The organism is Actinoplanes subtropicus, from assembly GCF_000721705.1.
GTDB lineage: Bacteria > Actinomycetota > Actinomycetes > Mycobacteriales > Micromonosporaceae > Actinoplanes > Actinoplanes subtropicus.
This window is the reverse complement of the sequence record NZ_JOJL01000036.1, coordinates 75,023-91,860: the sequence shown is the minus strand read 5'-3', so window position 1 is coordinate 91,860 and position 16,838 is coordinate 75,023. Positions and strand designations below refer to the sequence as shown.

Genomic DNA, 16,838 nt, shown 5'->3' with positions numbered 1-16,838 from the left:
AAGGAGTGCCCGGATGACCACACCGGAGACTGTTCCCACCGCCGGCGGGGTCCGCTGGAAGCGTTTCGGCGGCATGATCGCCATCACCGGCGTGGTGACCGCCGGCATGGTCGCCCTGACCGCGAGCGGCGTCCTCGCCGCCAACTTCTCGATCTCCGGCATGCCGTTCACGGTCACCGCCACCAACCTCCACGGCGACGGCTTCGAGCAGTACGCCACGCTCGACAACATGATCGACAACAGCCCGAACGCCGGCAACACCGGCGGCCAGCTGGTGCTGATCGTGTCCGCGATCAACTCCGCCCAGCTGACCAACCTGTGCCAGAGCGTCGACCTCGGCGCCATCAACCTCAAGATCACCGCGGGCGACAACGGCAACAAGGTCCAGGCCAAGGCCCTGGTGGTCGACTCCGACCAGATCAACGGCGACGCCGACTTCGTGAACATCAACGTCGGCCAGGACGCCAGCACCTTCGACAAGGTGACCGACCCGGCCACCGGCAAGACCATCAAGGGCGGCGAGGGCGTGTTCGGCCAGCAGGCCGACACCGTCGACATCAACAACCTGCGGCAGAACAACTACGCCACCACCGCGGCCCGGTTCACCCTGCCGCACCTGCGGATGTCGTTCACCGGCAGCGGTTGCTGATGGCCCGTTCCAAGTTCTGGCACTGGCGGCATGCCCGTCCCTTCTGGGGCGGGCTGTTCGTCTTCCTCGGCGGCACCGAGATCTTCCTGACCGTGAAGGCACCGCTGCCGGTCGTGATGCACGTCGGCATGCAGGGGGTCATCGGCTATCTGCTGCCGATCCTGCTCGCGCTGCTCGGGCTGCTGATGATCTTCAGTCCGGCGCAGCGGCTGTTCTACTCGCTGGTCGCGACCGTGCTCGCGCTCGCCTCCTGGCTCACCTCGAACCTGGGCGGCTTCGTGATCGGCCTGCTGCTGGCGCTGGTCGGCTCGGCGCTGACGTTCGCGTGGTCCCCGTCGAAATATCCGGTAGCCCCGGGCGTACCGCAAGAGTCGCCGGAGGCGCCCGCGCAGCCGGCGGAGAACGACGGCGCGCAACCCCCCGGCCGGCCGGACGACCGGGAGACCCTCGACTTCTGGCGCGGCGAGGACGAGCCTCAGGAATTCGAGGAGACGCCGGGGGTCCAGCCGGAGACATCGCAGAGCCTGCCCCGCCACAGCCGGCCCGAGCCGGGCTTGCTGTCCGGCGAGTAGATCCGCGTGTTGCGCAGGTGGATGTACTTGGTCGGGGCCATCAGCGCGCTCATCTGGCGGTGGGTCACCTCACCGCCGACGTCACGCACCCGGATCGCGTCGTGGGCGAGGTCGGACTGCTCCTTCATGTGCTCGGCCATGCCGGTGTAGAAGGCGTCCTGGTAGTCATCGAGCTCGCTCACCTCGGCGAACCACTGCCACTGCGGGATCAGGTCGCCGCTGACCAGCAGGCCGTGCACGGTCAGGCTCAGCGGCACCCCCGGATCGACCGGCTTGGTCAGCCGATCCATCTGCGCCACATACGTGCCCAGCACGCTGTCCGGCTCGCTCCAGTCGTTGCGGCTCATGATCGAGTCAAGCATCGGATCGGACACCTTGCACACCCCCGCGTCAGGCTCCCCGTGCCGACTCTAAGCCAGCCGGGGAGCCTTTTTCAGCGGTTCAGGTGGGAGCGCCAGTCGGCCGGTACCGCGCCGGCGGGGCCGGGAGCGGGCTGGTCCAGCGGGTGACTGTCGGCCGGCGCCAACCGGGGACCGTTGCCGGCCTCCTCGGTCGAGAAGTCCCAGAACCAGTCCTCGCCGGGCTCGAACGACTGGATGATCGGGTGGCCGGTCGCCTTCCAGTGGGCGGTGGCATGCTGCGCCGGAGAGCTGTCGCAGCAGCCGATGTGCCCGCACTGCGCGCAGCGGCGCAGGTGGAACCACCAGCCGCCGCCGTCGAGGCACTCGACGCAGCCGGTGCCGGACGGGGGAACATCGGGCTGAATCGGATCGTCGCTCGTCACAACGGTGAACGTACCCGCTTCCGCAAGATCACGCCGCTGTCGGCTCCGTCACGTCCGCGAATGTTCCGCCGAGCGCCGCCATCGCCTCGTCCGCCGCGACCCGGAGGCCCACGCCGCGCTCGCCGGCGCCCAGGTTGATGACGCGGCCCCGGGTGGACTCGTCGGCGATCACCGGCCACGCCTTCGCGGAGCCGAACGGCGTGATGGTGCCCCGCTCATAACCGGTCGCATCCTTCGCCGTGGCGGCATCCGGCAGCGACAGCCGGTTGACGCCGAGCAGAGCGCGCAGCTTCGGCCAGGAGATCTGCCGATCACCCGGGACCAGAACGAACACATAGTCGTCGGCCGCGCGGCGCACGACGATCGTCTTGACCAGGTCACGCACCTCGACACCCTGCGCGGCGGCGGCCTCCGCGACGCTGCCGACCGGTCCATGGCGTACGACTGTGTGATCGACGCCCAACGCGGTGGCGGCCGTCTCCGCGGGTCCTCGCATGAGATCGACAGTACCGTTGGATCGAATTCGTCGTTCTGAGGAGGCGTCATGGCCGACAAGCCCGTTCTCTACCCCGGACCCGATCACCCGATCACGATCACGCCGACCGAGGGGCGCGTCGTCGTCAAGGTGGCCGGCACGGTGGTGGCCGACACCCGGGCGGCGCTGACCCTGCAGGAGTCGACCTACCCGGCGGTGCAGTACATCCCGCTCGCCGACGTCGACACGTCGCTGCTCGAGCCGACCGCGACCGAGAGCTACTGCCCGTACAAGGGGGACGCGAGCTACTACTCGATCCCGGCCGGCGGCGACAAGGCGGTCGACGCGATCTGGGAGTACAAGCAGCCCCGCGAGGCGGTCGCCCAGATCAAGGAGCACGTCGCGTTCTACCCGAACCGGGTCGACTCCATCGAGATCACTTCAGCCTGATCCCTATTCGTATCGCAACGCGTCGATCGGCCGGAGCCGGGCGGCACGGGCGGCCGGCAGGCCGCCGAAGAACAAACCGATCACGACGGACACGCCGAGCGCGAGCACGACTGAGCTGGGCACCACGACCGGGGTCACCCCGGCGATCGTGAACCGGGCGCCGATCAGGGCGGCGGCCACCCCCAGACCGCCGCCCAGGAAGCTCAGCAGCGTCGCCTCGATCAAGAACTGGGTCATGATCGTACGCCGTTGGGCGCCCAGGGCCTTGCGGATGCCGATCTCCCGGGTCCGTTCGGTGACCGTCACCAGCATGATGTTGGTGATGCCGATGCCGCCGACCAGCAGGCTGATCGCGGCGACCGCCCCGAGCAGCGTGGTGAACGTGTCGGCGGTCGCGGTCTGCGTCTGGAGCAACTGCGAGGCGCTGCGGATCCGGTAGCCGGCGGCGCCGGTCGAGGTGGTCGGCACGTGCTCGTCGAGGATTACGCCGACCTCGGACTCGACCGTGCTGACCATCTTCGGGTCGGCCGCCTCGACCAGGATCGAGGTCAGCGTGCCGTAACCGGTCAGCACCTGCCGGACCGCGACGATCGGCGCGATGGCGACGTCGTTGGCGTCGGACGCGCCGGTCGACTCGCTCTTCTCGGCCAGCACGCCGATCACGGTGAACAGCGCCCCGCCCGCGGTGATCTGCTGACCGACCGGGTCGACCCCGGGAAACAGGTCTTCCGCGACGGTCTGGCCGATCACGACCACCCGCCGGCCCTCGGTGTTGTCGTCGGCGCTGAACGCGCTCCCCGAGGCGACCGGCGTGTTCGAGGCGGCGAAGTAGCTGGGCGTGGTGCCGACGAAGTTGCTGACGGTGTGCGAGGTGCTGCCGTACACCATCGTGGTCGAGGTGCTGACCACCGGCGAGACCGACTTGACGTCCGGGGCGAGCACCGGGTCGGTGAGCGCGTCGGCGTCCTTGAGGGTCAGGCCGGCGGTGCCGGTCGAGCCGCGGGTCGAACTCATCACGGTGAGCGTGTTGGTGCCCAGCGCCGAGATGCGGTCGGCGATCGCCTTGGCGGAGCCGTTGCCGACCGCGACGAGCAGGATGACCGCGGCCACGCCGATCAGGATGCCGAGCATGGTCAGGCCGGAGCGCAGCTTGTTGACCGCCACGCCACGCAGGGCGAACCGGATGATCTCGAAAAACGTCATCGCGCAGCCACCTCGTCGTCGGATCAGGGCGATCCTACGACCGGCTGCGGGGGTTGGGGTTTCGCGCGCTGCATGATTCTTACGCCGCGCAAGCAACTAGCCGAGCGAGATACTAGCCGAGGAAGATACTAGCTGAGCGAGATACTCACTCAGCAAGTACTCACTCAGCAAGATACTCACTCAGCAAGATACTCACTCAGCAAGATACTCACTCAGCAAGATACTCACTCAGCAAGATACTCACTCAGCAAGTATCTCGCCCGGCGGGTATCTCGCCCGGCGGGTATCTCGCCCGGCGGGTATCTCGCCCGGCTAGTATCTAACTGAGCGAGATACCCGCGGTGGCGATCAGTTGGAGCTGCTGCCGTTACTGCCGTTCCCGCCGCCGCCCGACGGCTTCTGGCTGGCGCACGCCGCGGTCGCCTTGGCCCAGGTCGCATCGCTGACCCCGTCCGGCTTGGTCAGCTCGCGCCCGCGTCCGCCGCCGCCCGGCCCGCCCGACGCGTTGGGCGCCCCCGACGGCATTCCCGCCCCGTTCGGCGCCCCCGAAGCCGCTCCCGCCCCGTTCGGCGCCCCCGAAGCCGCTCCCGCCCCGTTCGGCGCGCCCGACGGCGGCGTCCCACCACCGTTGGGACCGCCCGACGGCATCCCGGCCCCGTTCGGCCCGCCGGACGGCATCGTGATCGTCACCCCGTTCTGCGCGAGGCACTGGATGTACGCGGTCATCTGCGCGCGGCGGCCGTTCCCGCCCGAGTCGCCGTTGGTGCTGCCGCTGCCGGCGGAGGATCCGCTGGCGGAGCTGTTCGATCCGCAGGCGGCCAGGGACGCCACCGCGACCGCCGTGAGCACGCCGGCCGCGAGCCGCCGATTACGGTGCAAAACCGCGGATATTGACACAGGTTCTCCTGTTCTTCGGGGCCGCGGCGGGGGATGCCGCGACCGAGGGGGTGAAGGAGAGGAAGGCTCAAGCGCGATCGTGCTGCCCGGTCGTCAGCGGCGCCGCGATCGCCGGTTCGAGTCGCCGGTGCCGCAGCACCAGGGCGGCGTCGCGGAGGGCGCCGCACCACGGTCCGAAGCGGTCGCGAACGACCAGGCTCGCTCGTGCGACCCGATCGGCCGTCGTCGGCGTGGCCCCGGTCGACAACTGGTAGCCGAAGAGCGCCAGACGATCGCCGAAGACCGCCTCGCATCGTTCGATCTCCACCGCGCTCAATTGCTCACGCCAGCTGCACACGCGGTCGGTGGTGACTCCTTCCCGCGTACGCGTGTGCCAGGTCTTGTATCCGGGAACCGCGACCGCCGCGACGTCCGGGGGCCGCGCCATGGCCGGGTCGTAGTCCTCGCCGAGGAACTCGCAGATCGCGCGCAGTTCGGCCGCCGGCTCGGCGACCAGGTCCTCGTAGCGCAGCCAGTGATAGGTCGCCGGGCCGTAGCGGCGGCCGGCCCGCAACGCCGCGTCGGCCGCCCGGGCCCACGAATCGATCAGTTCGGTGAAGTCCGGCGGGCTCCACGGCGCTTCCTTGAGCGAGGCGACGCAGTCCCGTCCGTCGCGAACGATATTGATCACTTGTGCGTCCGGGAACATCCGCAGGAGCTCGGGCAGGTGGCGCAGGTAGGCCGGTCGCTTGTCGCCCCAGCGCGGTTTGCCGAACCGCTCGGCGTAGAGCCGGAAGACGGTGCCGAGAGCCGATCCGAGCGTGGGCGGCGCCGCGACGACGCCGTCGATCACCCGCTGCTCGTCGAGGCCGAGGCCCTCGAACTGCTGCGTGCCGGCGATCCAGCGGCCCAGCGCGCGGCGGTTGGCCGGGTCGCGCAGGTCGCCGAACTCGTGCCGCCGCTCGTAGGCCGCGAGCACGAACCGGTTCTCGGGCGGCAGCGCAATCCTCGGGTGCGCGTGCAGCATGAGCTGCAGCATCGTCGTCCCCGAGCGGGGGCAGCCGACCACGAGGATCGGACGGTCAGCGGGCATGAAGCGCACCTTACGGGAGCATTACGCTATTTCCAGACATTTCACTAATGCCGGTTGATTGCCGGACGACAGAAGCATCGACGCGCATGCTGTGCGGGGCGGGTCCGGAGGCTGTCGCGAGGCTGTGAATCCTCGCCGAGCGGGTGACCCGCCAGGCGTACCGGACGATCCGGAGCTCGAAGAGCGCCAGCAGCGCCGCGGCCACCACCGCCGTGGCGCCGATGAAACCGATCAGCGGACCGATCACGAACACGGCCATCTCGAACTCGATCCCGCTGATCAGATGTGTCCGGATGCGCCGCGCGGCCAGGGCCGCCTTGACGCGGCCGCCGCGCGAGGACAGCGGTGCCGCGGCGCGGTCCGAGAGCGTTTCCGAGCGTTCCCGCGCGTACGGGATCCGCGCCTGCTCCACCGCCTCGCGCAACAGCGACACCTGACCGGCGTTGAGGTAGCGCAGCAGATCACAACTGATCACGAGCGCGATCAGCCACAGGTACCGGATCTGACCGGTGTGCAGATACTGACCGCCCATGAGCGCCGCCGCGCAGACGATCGCGCGCAACCGGTCGAGCATGAAGTCGCACCAGCCGCCGAAGAGCGATCCCTCGTCGCGCAGCCGGGCGATCTTGCCGTCCATGCAGTCGGCCACGAAGCCGCAGTGGAACAGCAGCGCGCCGGCGACCGGCCACCACCGGCCCGGCCCGGCGAAGCACGCCGCCGCGCCGGCGCCGAACACCGCGGCCAGCGCGGTCAGCCGGTTGGGGGTGACCCGGCGCCACGGCGCGACCAGCCGGACCAGGCGGGTGGCGTACGGGTCGACCAGCAGAACCGTCCACCACGAATCGAGCGGCTTGCAGGTGCGGCGGCGCACCTCGTGCAGCGGGATCCTACGCATCCCGCCATCTCAGCACCTAAGTGCTGATTTTTCGGTCTAATCGGTCATTGCGCGTCGTCACGGGATGGCAACGGATTCGCGTAGCTCCCGTAACAACTCCGGCTCCACCTCGTACGGCGTATAGAACGAGATGCGGTCGACCAGCCCCGCGAACCGGTCCCGCAGCCCGCGCGCCACGTCCCCGCCGACCGCGAACGTGTCCAGCACGTCGTCGCTGATCAGCCCGGCCATCTCGGCCCACGCCCGCTGCCGCGACAGGTGATTCAGCCGGTCGGCCAGGTCGCCCCAGCCGTGCAACTCGAGCACCGGCCGGTACGCGGGCGTCGAGGCGTAGAACGCGATCTGCCCGCGTACCGCCTGCTCGGCCTTTGATCTTGCTTTATCGTCCTCGCCCAGCACCACGAAGGCGGACAGCGACAGGCTGAACCCCTCGCGCGTCTCGCCCAGAACCGGTCGCGTTCGCTCACGGATGTACGCCGGGCTGGTCAGCGGATGCACGAGAACGCCGTCGGCGACCCGCCCGGCCACCGCGGTCATCCGCTCCCCCACCGCCGCCAGCAGGATCGGCGGGTTCCCGAACGGGTTCGGCCCCGGATCGAAGAAGTCGGTCATCAGCGTGTGCCGGTAGAACTCGCCCCGGAACGCCAGCCGCTCCCCGGTCCGCCAGGCGTCCCAGATCGCCCGCACGGCCGCGATGAACTCGGCCATCCGCGCGGCCGGCTTCCCCCACGGCATCGCGAACCGCCGCTCGATGTGCGCCTGCACCTGCGACCCGAGCCCGAGCTGGAACCGCCCGCGCGAGATCAGTTGCAGATCGTTCGCGAGCACCGCCAGGCTCATCGGGTTGCGAGCGAACGCGACCGCTATCCCGGACTGCAAGGTGATCGTCTCGGTCGCCCGGGCCGCGAGCGTGAGCGCGGTGAACACGTCATGTTTGCTCTCGGCCGCGCCGACACCGTCGTAACCGTCCCGCTCGGCGCGGACGGCCGCCGCCTCCACATCGAGCGGCGAGGCCCCGACCCCGGCCGCGAAGTCAACCAGCATGCCCCATCAGATCACGTTCGATCATCACCGGCCATCGCGGGTACCGTCTCGGACGTGGCTTCTTCCGCTCGCGTCGGCGTGTGCGTTGCCGGCCTCCTCAGCGCATTGCTCCTCGCCTCGTGCAGCAGCGACGGCAAGGCCGCCGAGCCGGCTTTCCCACCGGCCGCCGCTTCCCCGGCGCCGACCTCGGCCGGCGCCCCGTCGGATCCGGCGGCCGACTGGCCCACCTACCACCACGACAACGCCCGCTCCGGCCTCGGCCCGGCGCAGCCCGCCGCCACCAAATTGACCGCGGCGTGGCGGGCGAAGCTCGACGGGGCGGTCTACGGCCAGCCCCTGGTGGTGGCCGGGCGGGTGCTCGCGGCCACCGAGAACGACACCGTCTACGCGCTCGACGCCGGCAACGGCGCGGTGGTGTGGTCGCGCCACGTCGGCACCCCCGTGCCCCGCTCCGACCTGCCGTGCGGCAACATCTTTCCGCTCGGCATCACCAGCACGATGGCGTACGACGCCGGGTCCGGCCTGGTGTTCGCGCTGGCCGAGTCCACCGGCGGGGCGCACACGCTGTACGGCATCGACGCCGCGACCGGGCAGGTCCGGGTCAAGCGGGCCGCCGAGCCGCCGAAGGGTGACCGGATCGCGCACCAGCAACGCTCGGCGCTGACGGTCGAGAACGGTCAGGTGTACATCGCGTACGGCGGCCTCGACGGCGACTGCGCCCAGTACATCGGCTCCGTGGTGTCGGTACCGGTCAGCGGTTCCGGCGCCGGGCACAGCTACGCCATCCCCACCACCCGCGAGGGCGGCATCTGGGCGCCCGGCGGCGGCGTGGTCCACGATGGCCGGCTGTACTACGCGGTCGGCAACGGCGAGTCCACTTCGGGCTTCGACGGCAGCGACACGGTCATCGCCCTCGACCCGGCGCTGCGCCGCACCGACTACTTCGCGCCGTCCACCTGGGCCGACGACAACGAGAGGGATCTCGACCTCGGCTCGCTGAGCCCGGCGGTGGTCGGCTCCGCGATCGTGATCGCCGGCAAGCGCGGGGTGGGGTACGTCCTCGACCCCGCCCACCTCGGCGGCATCGGCGGGCAGCGCGGCCGGAGTGACGTCTGCCGCGCGTTCGGCGGCACCGCGGTCAGTGGGACGACGCTGTTCGTGCCCTGCCAGGACGGGATCCGCTCGGTCTCGCTCGACGCCGCCTCCGGCCGCCTGCGTACGGATTGGCACGGGCCGTCCGGCGCGAAGGGCTCGCCGGTGGTGGCCGGCGGCGCGGTGTGGGTCGTGGACTACGACGGCGGCCTGCTCTACCTGCTCGACCCGGCCTCCGGCAAGGTGCGATCCCAATTGGCCATCGGCGTGGCCCCGCACTTCGCCTCGCCGACGGTCGCCGCCGGCCACGGTTACGTCGGCACGTTGACCGGCGTCGTGAGCGTCACCTACTAGGGCAGACTGATCGCATGACGTCCTTCGCGCTGCGCCCGGTCGGGCGCGTCGAGTCCACTCTGACCGATCGCTCGGACGCCCCTCGCCAGCCCGACGAGGGCGCGCCGCAGGCGTGGCTCGTGTTCGACGACGCGGTCCTGCCCGCGCTCGAGGGCGTGACCCCCGGCACCGACATGCTGCTGTTCACCTGGCTGGACCGGGGCGATCGGGAGACTCTCGCCGTGCACCCGCGCGGCGACCGCTCGCGTCCGCTCACCGGTGTCTTCGCGACCCGGTCGGCGGACCGGCCGAATCCGATCGGCCTGCACACCGTGCACGTCGTGGCGGTCGAGGGCAACCGGGTACAGGTACACCACCTCGAGGCCCTCGACGGCACGCCGATCCTCGACGTCAAGCCGCTGCTGGGCCCGGTCCCCGAGCGCTAGCGATCAGGACCGGGCGGCGAGGATGGCGCGCCGCGCCCGCCAAGCCATGACCGACCCGATCGAGACCGCCGACAGGATGGAGCCGGCCGACAGGAACGACGCGATCGAGCCGATCGAACCGAAGGATCCGATCGAGCCGATCGACAACGCCGACCCGGTGGACCCGATCGAGAGCACCGACCCCTTGGAGTAGAGGCTCAGCACCGAGTTCTCCGACTTGTACGAGAGGATCGATCGCCCGTCGCGCATGGCGATCAGTCTAGGGTCTGTTTCGTTCGGGGCGTGCGCCCCGGAGCGGGGGGCCGTTCCGGGGCGCACGCGATCACCGGCCGTCGGGCCTGGTCGAGCCGCTGGGAAGGCTCGACGGCCTCGGGCCGGGCTGGCCGGATCCGTGGGGGGAGGCGGATCCGGACGGCTGGGGGTGGGGCAGGCCGGGGAAGGAGAAGCTGCCGCTCGGGTGCGGCTTGCGCAGGTCCGTGCAGAACCGGTCGATGTGGTCGCGGCCGGCCCTCTTGACCAGGTCGCCGAAGTCCGGGTCGTCCTGCGAGTGGCCGGGCCGCGCGTCCCACTTCTGGCAGAGCTTGGCGAAATCGGCGGGCGAGAACGAGTGGCTGGGCCGCGCCGAGGGGGTGCCGGACGGGTGCGGGTGCGATGACGGCGACCCGCTGGCCGGGGCGTGGTGCGGCGCCTTGTCGTGGTGCGGCAGGACGGGCAGTGCGCCGTTGCTCGCCGCGAGCGCGACGCCGCCGGCGCCGCCGACGACGGCGAGACAGGCGCCGGCCACCTTGACGGTGAGCAGCTTGGCGAGGGTGGTCTTGAGCACGGAGATCCTCCGAGGACGTACGGATGGGGTGTGAGCAGCCGCGAAGGCCGCCACCGCCGCGTCCTCGCCGGGCAGCGCCGCGCCCGCGCCGGGCGACCCCGCGGCGGCCAGCACGGCGCCGAGCCAGGGGTGCGCGGCGCGGGCCGCCGGGTCGCCGCTCAACAGCAGCTCCGCGGCGTCCCGGTCGAGCGGACGGTGGTCCTCGTGAATGCTCATCTCACTCCCCTCAGCGCCGCCGGTGCGTCCGGTGTCACAGCCCTTTGCGCCAGTGTTCTCAGCCCCCGGTACGCCGCGGTCCGCACCGCTCCCGCCCGCTTGCCGAGCACCTTGCCGGCCGATTCGGCGTCCAGCCCGAGCACCGCCCGGAGCATCACCGCCTCGGCCTGGTCGCGCGGCAGCGTGGCGATCAGCGCGACCGCCGCGTCGGTTCCGATCGTTTCGAGCGCCCGCTCCGCCGTGTCCTGAGGGTCGGGCAGATCGATCGCGACCAGTTCGACCGGGACGGCGGCGACCGGGCGGCGCCTCGTCCGGCGTAAATGGTCCATCGCCCGGTGCCGGGCGATCGTCGCCGCCCACCCGCGGAAGCCGTCGGCGTCGCCGCGGAACTTGGGCAGATCGCGAGCGATCTGCAACCACGCCTCCGAGGCGACGTCCTCGGCGTCCCCGCCGACCAGCACGGTCAGATAGCGCAGCAGCGTCGGCTGCTGCGCCCGGTAGACCGCGCGGAAGGCCGCCTCGTCGCCACGCTGGGCCGCTTGCACGAGCTCGTCATCCTCGACCGCCATCAACACCCCCGACTCCCTCAGCGCCAGGGGCCCCGTGCGCGTCACACCGTCCCGCAGTCCGGGAGGCCGCCGCATCCTACGGCCTGAACGTTCCCTCAGTCCTTAACAAGCGCTAAGGTTGGTGCGGCTCCTCGACCAGGCAGCCCCACCGCGTCCGCGCCGCCGGCCCAACGGCCGTTGCCCGCGCCCGACGTACCCCTGCCTGATCTTCTTTCTCCTGGAGTCCGGAGCACATGACCCAGCCCGCGGTCCGCCCGCCCCTGCCCGCCCAGCGCCTCGCCGGCGTCGCCAGTTCCCCCGTCCGTGACCTGCTCGCGCTGGTCGACCGGCCCGCGGTCATCTCGTTCGCCGGCGGCCTGCCCGCGCCGGAACTGTTCGACCTCGACGGGCTGCGTGCCGCCTTCGATCGCGTTCTGTCCACCCCGTCCGGCCGCCGCCATCTGCAGTACGCGCCCACCGAGGGCAACCCCGATCTGCGTGCCCTGGTCGCCGCCCGGATGACCGCGCGGGGGCTGCCGACCGGCGCGAACGACCTGCTGGTCACCACCGGTTCGCAGCAGGGGCTGACGCTGGTCGCCGCCGCGCTGCTCGACCCGGGCGCGGTGGTCGCCGTCGAGGAGCCGACGTATCTGGCCGCGCTGCAGTGCTTCCAGCTGGCCGGATGCCGGATCGTGCCGGTCCGGTCGGACGCCGAGGGGATCGATCCGGCGGCGCTCGCCGAAGTGCTCGAAACCGATCGCCCGCGGCTGCTGTATCTGGTGCCGACGTTCGCGAATCCGACCGGTCGCACGCTCTCCGCCCGGCGGCGGGCCGAGGTGGCGGCGCTCGCGGCCGGGCACGGCCTCTGGGTGGTCGAGGACGACCCGTACGGCGAACTGCGCTACCGCGGCGAGCCGGTCCCCGCGCTGGCCGCGCAACCGGCCGCCGGCGATCGGGTCCTGCACCTCGGCAGCTTCTCCAAGATCGCGGCGCCGGGCCTGCGGCTGGGCTGGGTGCGCACGCCGGCCACGCTGCGCCCGGCGCTGACCGTCGCGAAGCAGGCCGCCGATCTGCACACGTCCACGATCGATCAGGCCGCGGCGGCCGCCTGGCTGGCCGGGACCGATCTCGATGCGCACCTGCGGACACTCCGGCTTGCGTACGCGAAGAGACGGGACGCGATGATGGCGGCCATGCCCACCACCGCCCCCGAGGGCAGCACCTGGTCGGATCCGGACGGCGGCATGTTCACCTGGGTGCGCCTGCCCGGTCCGGCCGACACGGCCACGCTGCTGCCGGCCGCGCTCGCCCGGGATGTGGCGTTCGTGCCGGGCGCACCCTTCCACGCCGGCCGGCCGGACCCGGCGACCATGCGCCTGTCGTTCACCACGCACACCCCGGACGAGATCGCGGAGGGCATGCGGCGGCTCGCGGCCGTGCTCAGACCTGCTTCCTGATCCAGGCCATGCAGGTCTTGTCGACGGTCCTGAACGGCACCCCGTACGCGTCCAGCGCGGCCTGATCCAGCTCGTCGCCGTCGGTGAGCACCGAGCGAACGAACTTGAACAGTTTCGTCTCGCCGTACTGGTGCGCCATGCAGTCGACCGCGAGGTGGCTCAGGCCGTAGAACGCGTCGCCGGCCCGGGCCGGTGCCTTCGCGCCCGGCTCGGCCGGCACCATCGACTTCATCGCCGATCGGTTGAGCTGCCAGCGGACGCTGAAGCGGCGCAGGCTCTGCGCCGCCGACCGGGGCTTCCAGCCGATGTACTCGGCGATGCCCTCGCTGAGCCAGGTGTCCTCACCCGCGTCGGGCTCGAACGCTCCGGTCAGCGTGACGACGTGCCCCAACTCGTGCTGCACGGTCGTGGCGAGGGTCAGCGCGTCGTCCATGTCGGCCATCCGCAGGATCACATCGATGCCGCGCTTGTTGAGCGGCATCGCCAAACCGATCGCCCACTTGTCGTTCTCGCCGCCGTACCACGTGTTCCACTGCTTCTCCGAGGCCAGGAAGATGCGGTAGCGCTTCTGCGCGGTGCCGTTCAGGGCGGCGTACCGATCGGCGACGGCCGCCGCGCGCTCGGCCACCGGCAACACCGTCCTGAGGTACTTCTCCTCGCCCGCGCCGGCCGCGACCACCACCCGCTTGCCCTGCGCGAAGGTGAGGTCCCCGCTCTCCCAGGGGGTCGGCTGGTGCGGGTCCGGCTGCGACGCCGCCCCGACCGACGTGATCACATACGCTCCGCCGACCGGCTCGAGTGTCAGTTTCTGCGCGATCCGGGGACTCCTTTCCCACTTGCTCGCCGGGTGCTCCGGGCACATGTCGGCGGTGAAGCAGTAGACGAGATCGGCCGTGATCGCGACCGCCGTGGCGTCGCCCTTGACCGGCTGGCCGGCGCCCGGCTCGTAGTGCAAACCGCTCACCCCGAGCCCGCGCAGGTTCCGGAAAACCGATCGGTACCTGGCCTTGAGCTTGGGACCGACCGCGGCGAGCCAGCCGTTCTCGTCACCGTTCACGAGCGCGGCGGTCTGCGCGTCCAGCGCGGCGACCGCCTCGTCGTAGGGCGTCGCCGGCGTTGCCGACGGGGAGGGCGCCGGCCGATCGCTGGGCGCGGCCTGTGCCGCGGCTTCCGGCGAGGAACCGGGTTGCAGATCGACGAACCCCGCCGCGAGTACGGCGACAGCCGCGCCGCCGGCCAGCAGCGCCCGCACCCGCCACCTGGCCTTGGGCACCGTGCCGATCGCGAGCTCACCGGTCGGCGCGGCCGGCACCGGGGCGCCCGCCGCGGTCGCCACCGCACCGGCTTCACCGACGTCGAGCGCCGCCTCCGCCGCGATGACCTCCTCGGAAGCGGTGCTCTGACCCGACCGGCTCTGACCCGACCGGCTCTGACCCGACCGGCTCTGACCCGACCGGCTCTGACCCGACCGGCTCTGACCCGACCGGCTCAGATTCGATCGCGTCGGCCTCGTCCGGCCCGGGGGCAACGGCCTCCTCACCCGGGCCGGACTCCGGCCGGGCGGCCGGCAAGGTGTCGTGCGTGGGGACCCGCTGGGGTGGCACTGGTGGTGTGGTCGAGAGATCGGGCCCCTCGTGCATGCTGTCTCCTCCGCTACACGGCCCGGTCCGGCGCGGCCGTGCGGGTGATCTAAGCAGCTTCGCGTTCGTGGCGGAGCACCGAGTCGATCGACCTCGGTGACGCGTGGCCGACAAAGATCACCAATTGTCCGGCCGTGTCCCCCGCGTCCCGATTGCCTGCTCCCGATCTGTGTTCGCCGCCATGACCGATCCTTCCGGCACCCGGGTGCGTCCACCATCGGCGAACACGGCAGATCCAGCACAGGTCCGCCGCGGCGACCCGATCGAAAGCGATCGCCTCCGGATGCCGGTCAGCCGAAGGCCGGCGCCGTGTCCTGGGGAACGAACTCACGGCACCCGCGCAGGCGCGTACGAAGCAGACGCGCCGCCTTGTCGATGGTCAGGCGGATGTCGGCCGGGAGGGCGAGACCGGCCGGGATCGGTCCGTGCGGGATCCGCCCGGGACCGATCCCGTCCCGCTCGGCGATCAGGCGGCCCAGCTCGTACCGACTGATCGCATCCGATCCCGCGACGTTGAGCACGCCCGCGTAGCCGTTGCCGGCCAGCTCGATCAGCGCGTCGGCCAGGTCGTCGACGTGGATCGGCTTACGGATCTGATCGGTGAAGAGCAGTCCCCGGACCCGCCCGGCGGCGAGGTCGTGGGTCAGCTTCTCCTGGGCGCCCCGCCCGTGCCCGAGGATGAGCGAGGTACGCACCACGGCCGCCGCCGGATCGATCGCCCGGACGGCCGTCTCGGCCGCGGCCTTGGCAGCGCCGTACCGATAGATCGGATCCGGCAGTGCCTCCTCGTCGTACGACCCGTCCCGGCCGGAGAAGACCGCCTCGGTCGAGACGTGCACGAGCCGGGCACCGACCCGGGCCGCCGCCAGCGCGACGTAGGCGGAGCCGTCCGCGATCAGCGGCCACTCCTCGCGACCGGCCGCCGTGTGCACGACGACATCCGGCTCGGCGCGCCGGACGAGGTCGTCGACCGCCGATCGATCGCGGACGTCGAGCCACTCCCCCGGATCGGCCGGATTGCTGAAGTAGGTGCCCACCACTTCCCAGCCGGCCGTGGCCGCACGCCGGGCGGTGGTACCGCCGAGATGACCGCTGACGCCGGTGATCAGCATCCTCATGCCGACGGACGATACCGCTCCGCCGGCGCGGGCCCGGCCACGAGCCGCAACTCCCACCGGCGCGACGCCTCCGTGTCGCAGGCGTACTGCACCGCCACCCCGTTCTCGGCGTTGCTGCCGCCGGCGATGGTCAGGCAGCGGTGGCTGTGCGCGTTCTCGAGCAGCGCCGGACCGGCCGGCACCGGCAGCAGGGTGCCGCCCTGCCGGCGAACCTGCCACTGCCGGGACGGATCGCCGTCGCAGGCCATCTGCACCGCGAACCCGTTGTCCTCGAGGCTGCCGCCGACGATGCCCAGGCACTTGCCGCTGTTGACATTTTCGATCAGGAACAGCCCGGTCGCCGGAGCGCGCACGAAGCGCCAGCGGGCCGCCGCCTCCCGGGTGCAGTCCTTCTGGATGACGATCGCATTGTCATCGAGCCCGGCCGCGGTGACCGTGAGGCACTTGCGACTGTTCAGGTTGACCAGCTGTACGCCGAGCTGGACCAGATCGCCCCGCTCCGCCGCCGCCGGCCCCGCCGCGATGCCTCCGGTCGCCACGCCCGCCACGACCGACGCCATCAGACCCTGCCGCCAAGACCGCATCACCATCACCCCCGCACCGAAGATCAGCACCGCAAAGCTAGCGGCTGCCGCGCGATATACCCGTTTTTTCAGCCTTTAAGGGGCGCCCGGGCGAGTCGCCGAACAACGCCGGGGCGACCACCGTCTTCACCGCGCGGAAGACCACCCGGGGCGAGAACTCCGGCAGCTCCTGGGTCGGCGTCACGCTCGGCGTGCGGCTCACCGGCGGCGACACCGTCTACCTGTCGAACCACGTCGATCCGACCTGGTCGATCCAGCGGGACATCCCGGCCGCCACTACCGTCGAGCTCCCGGCCGGCAGCACGCTCGACGACATCGCCGCGGTCAGCGTGCACCGCGTCGTGGTCGGCACCGACACCGGCGCGCCGGTCGACGTGACCCAGCTCGGCCGCGGCTTCCTGCTCGGATCGGACTACCTGCCGGGCCCGTCGCAGCTGAACTGGACCGGCGACGTCGAACTGACCGCGTCCGCGCCCTCCGCAGTGGTTTGGAGCCGCTGACCCGCCGGCCGCCGGGGGCGGCGCCGCTGACATGGTGGCG

Annotated in this window: 20 protein-coding genes and 1 pseudogene; 7 read left to right on the top strand and 14 right to left on the bottom strand. The window is 71.3% G+C overall.

The window, feature by feature from the left end:
- Positions 1-13: 13 nt before the first annotated feature.
- Both IH26_RS0140520 and IH26_RS0140515 read left to right on the top strand, forming a co-directional pair.
- The gene (locus IH26_RS0140520) at positions 14-649 is read left to right on the top strand and encodes a DUF6230 family protein (protein ID WP_030441597.1); all 636 of its coding nucleotides are present in this window, start codon (positions 14-16) and stop codon (positions 647-649) included.
- Positions 649-1,221, top strand: coding sequence for a DUF6114 domain-containing protein (locus IH26_RS0140515; RefSeq protein WP_169789891.1), 573 nt, complete (start codon positions 649-651; stop codon positions 1,219-1,221). Before IH26_RS0140520 ends, IH26_RS0140515 begins: the two co-directional genes overlap by 1 nt.
- Here the strand turns inward: IH26_RS0140515 and IH26_RS0140510 are convergent.
- The 3 genes from IH26_RS0140510 to IH26_RS0140500 form a co-directional block, all read right to left on the bottom strand.
- Positions 1,125-1,583 carry a hypothetical protein gene (locus IH26_RS0140510; RefSeq protein ID WP_245665907.1) on the bottom strand — a complete coding sequence of 153 codons (459 nt, stop codon included), beginning with the start codon at positions 1,581-1,583 and terminating at the stop codon, positions 1,125-1,127. The two genes, IH26_RS0140515 and IH26_RS0140510, sit on opposite strands and share 97 nt — an antisense overlap.
- A gap of 71 nt (positions 1,584-1,654) precedes the next feature.
- A complete protein-coding gene (locus tag IH26_RS0140505; RefSeq protein ID WP_030441594.1) occupies positions 1,655-2,005 on the bottom strand; it encodes a UBP-type zinc finger domain-containing protein in 351 nt (116 codons plus the stop codon).
- Positions 2,006-2,033: 28 nt separating this feature from the next.
- A complete protein-coding gene (locus IH26_RS0140500; protein WP_030441593.1) occupies positions 2,034-2,501 on the bottom strand; it encodes an aminoacyl-tRNA deacylase in 468 nt (155 codons plus the stop codon).
- A gap of 48 nt (positions 2,502-2,549) precedes the next feature.
- Between IH26_RS0140500 and IH26_RS0140495 the strand changes: the two genes are divergently transcribed.
- Positions 2,550-2,930: a DUF427 domain-containing protein gene (locus IH26_RS0140495; RefSeq protein ID WP_030441592.1), complete on the top strand. Its 381-nt coding sequence runs from the start codon at positions 2,550-2,552 to the stop codon at positions 2,928-2,930.
- Positions 2,931-2,933: 3 nt separating this feature from the next.
- Here the strand turns inward: IH26_RS0140495 and IH26_RS0140490 are convergent, their stop codons facing one another.
- The 5 genes from IH26_RS0140490 to IH26_RS0140470 all read right to left on the bottom strand — a co-directional run bounded on the left by IH26_RS0140490 (position 2,934) and on the right by IH26_RS0140470 (position 8,041).
- Positions 2,934-4,133 carry an ABC transporter permease gene (locus IH26_RS0140490; protein ID WP_030441591.1) on the bottom strand — a complete coding sequence of 400 codons (1,200 nt, stop codon included), beginning with the start codon at positions 4,131-4,133 and terminating at the stop codon, positions 2,934-2,936.
- 348 nt (positions 4,134-4,481) lie between these two features.
- Positions 4,482-5,012 (bottom strand): hypothetical protein, encoded by a 531-nt coding sequence (locus IH26_RS0140485; protein ID WP_051809391.1) that lies wholly within the window; start codon positions 5,010-5,012, stop codon positions 4,482-4,484.
- An 85-nt stretch (positions 5,013-5,097) separates the two neighbouring features.
- Positions 5,098-6,102: a sulfotransferase family protein gene (locus IH26_RS0140480; protein WP_030441589.1), complete on the bottom strand. Its 1,005-nt coding sequence runs from the start codon at positions 6,100-6,102 to the stop codon at positions 5,098-5,100.
- Positions 6,103-6,112: 10 nt separating this feature from the next.
- A complete protein-coding gene (locus IH26_RS0140475; RefSeq protein WP_051809389.1) occupies positions 6,113-6,997 on the bottom strand; it encodes a CDP-alcohol phosphatidyltransferase family protein in 885 nt (294 codons plus the stop codon).
- A 57-nt stretch (positions 6,998-7,054) separates the two neighbouring features.
- Positions 7,055-8,041: a TIGR03617 family F420-dependent LLM class oxidoreductase gene (locus IH26_RS0140470; protein ID WP_030441587.1), complete on the bottom strand. Its 987-nt coding sequence runs from the start codon at positions 8,039-8,041 to the stop codon at positions 7,055-7,057.
- 54 nt (positions 8,042-8,095) lie between these two features.
- On the opposite strand from IH26_RS0140470, the gene IH26_RS0140465 reads away from it, so the two are divergent.
- Together IH26_RS0140465 and tsaA are read left to right on the top strand one after the other, a co-directional pair.
- Positions 8,096-9,487, top strand: a complete 1,392-nt coding sequence (locus tag IH26_RS0140465) for an outer membrane protein assembly factor BamB family protein (RefSeq protein ID WP_245665906.1) — start codon at positions 8,096-8,098, stop codon at positions 9,485-9,487.
- Between the two features lie 14 nt (positions 9,488-9,501).
- Positions 9,502-9,912, top strand: a complete 411-nt coding sequence (gene tsaA, locus IH26_RS0140460; RefSeq protein ID WP_030441585.1) for a tRNA (N6-threonylcarbamoyladenosine(37)-N6)-methyltransferase TrmO — start codon at positions 9,502-9,504, stop codon at positions 9,910-9,912.
- Positions 9,913-9,918: 6 nt separating this feature from the next.
- Here tsaA and IH26_RS0140455 read toward each other — a convergent pair.
- The 3 genes and pseudogenes from IH26_RS0140455 to IH26_RS0140445 form a co-directional block, all read right to left on the bottom strand.
- Positions 9,919-10,161: pseudogene (locus IH26_RS0140455) on the bottom strand (hypothetical protein); the annotation flags it as partial.
- Positions 10,162-10,234: 73 nt separating this feature from the next.
- The gene (locus IH26_RS0140450) at positions 10,235-10,951 is read right to left on the bottom strand and encodes a hypothetical protein (protein ID WP_030441583.1); all 717 of its coding nucleotides are present in this window, start codon (positions 10,949-10,951) and stop codon (positions 10,235-10,237) included.
- Positions 10,948-11,520: an RNA polymerase sigma factor gene (locus IH26_RS0140445; protein WP_034217010.1), complete on the bottom strand. Its 573-nt coding sequence runs from the start codon at positions 11,518-11,520 to the stop codon at positions 10,948-10,950. The genes IH26_RS0140450 and IH26_RS0140445 overlap by 4 nt, the downstream gene beginning before the upstream one ends.
- Before the next feature lie 233 nt (positions 11,521-11,753).
- On the opposite strand from IH26_RS0140445, the gene IH26_RS0140440 reads away from it, so the two are divergent.
- The gene (locus tag IH26_RS0140440; RefSeq protein WP_030441581.1) at positions 11,754-12,956 is read left to right on the top strand and encodes an aminotransferase-like domain-containing protein; all 1,203 of its coding nucleotides are present in this window, start codon (positions 11,754-11,756) and stop codon (positions 12,954-12,956) included.
- Here the strand turns inward: IH26_RS0140440 and IH26_RS0140435 are convergent.
- From IH26_RS0140435 to IH26_RS0140425, 3 genes are all read right to left on the bottom strand, one after another.
- Positions 12,940-14,292, bottom strand: coding sequence for a peptidase MA family metallohydrolase (locus IH26_RS0140435; protein ID WP_030441580.1), 1,353 nt, complete (start codon positions 14,290-14,292; stop codon positions 12,940-12,942). The two genes, IH26_RS0140440 and IH26_RS0140435, sit on opposite strands and share 17 nt — an antisense overlap.
- A 594-nt stretch (positions 14,293-14,886) precedes the next feature.
- Positions 14,887-15,714 carry an SDR family oxidoreductase gene (locus IH26_RS0140430; protein ID WP_169789890.1) on the bottom strand — a complete coding sequence of 276 codons (828 nt, stop codon included), beginning with the start codon at positions 15,712-15,714 and terminating at the stop codon, positions 14,887-14,889.
- Entirely contained in the window at positions 15,711-16,328 is a 618-nt protein-coding gene (locus IH26_RS0140425) for an RICIN domain-containing protein (RefSeq protein WP_051809385.1), read from the bottom strand. Before IH26_RS0140425 ends, IH26_RS0140430 begins: the two co-directional genes overlap by 4 nt.
- Before the next feature lie 161 nt (positions 16,329-16,489).
- Here IH26_RS0140425 and IH26_RS0140420 point away from each other — a divergent pair, with 161 nt between their 5' ends.
- Complete coding sequence (locus IH26_RS0140420; RefSeq protein WP_030441577.1) at positions 16,490-16,798, top strand: hypothetical protein; 309 nt, start codon at positions 16,490-16,492, stop codon at positions 16,796-16,798.
- Positions 16,799-16,838: the final 40 nt, after the last annotated feature.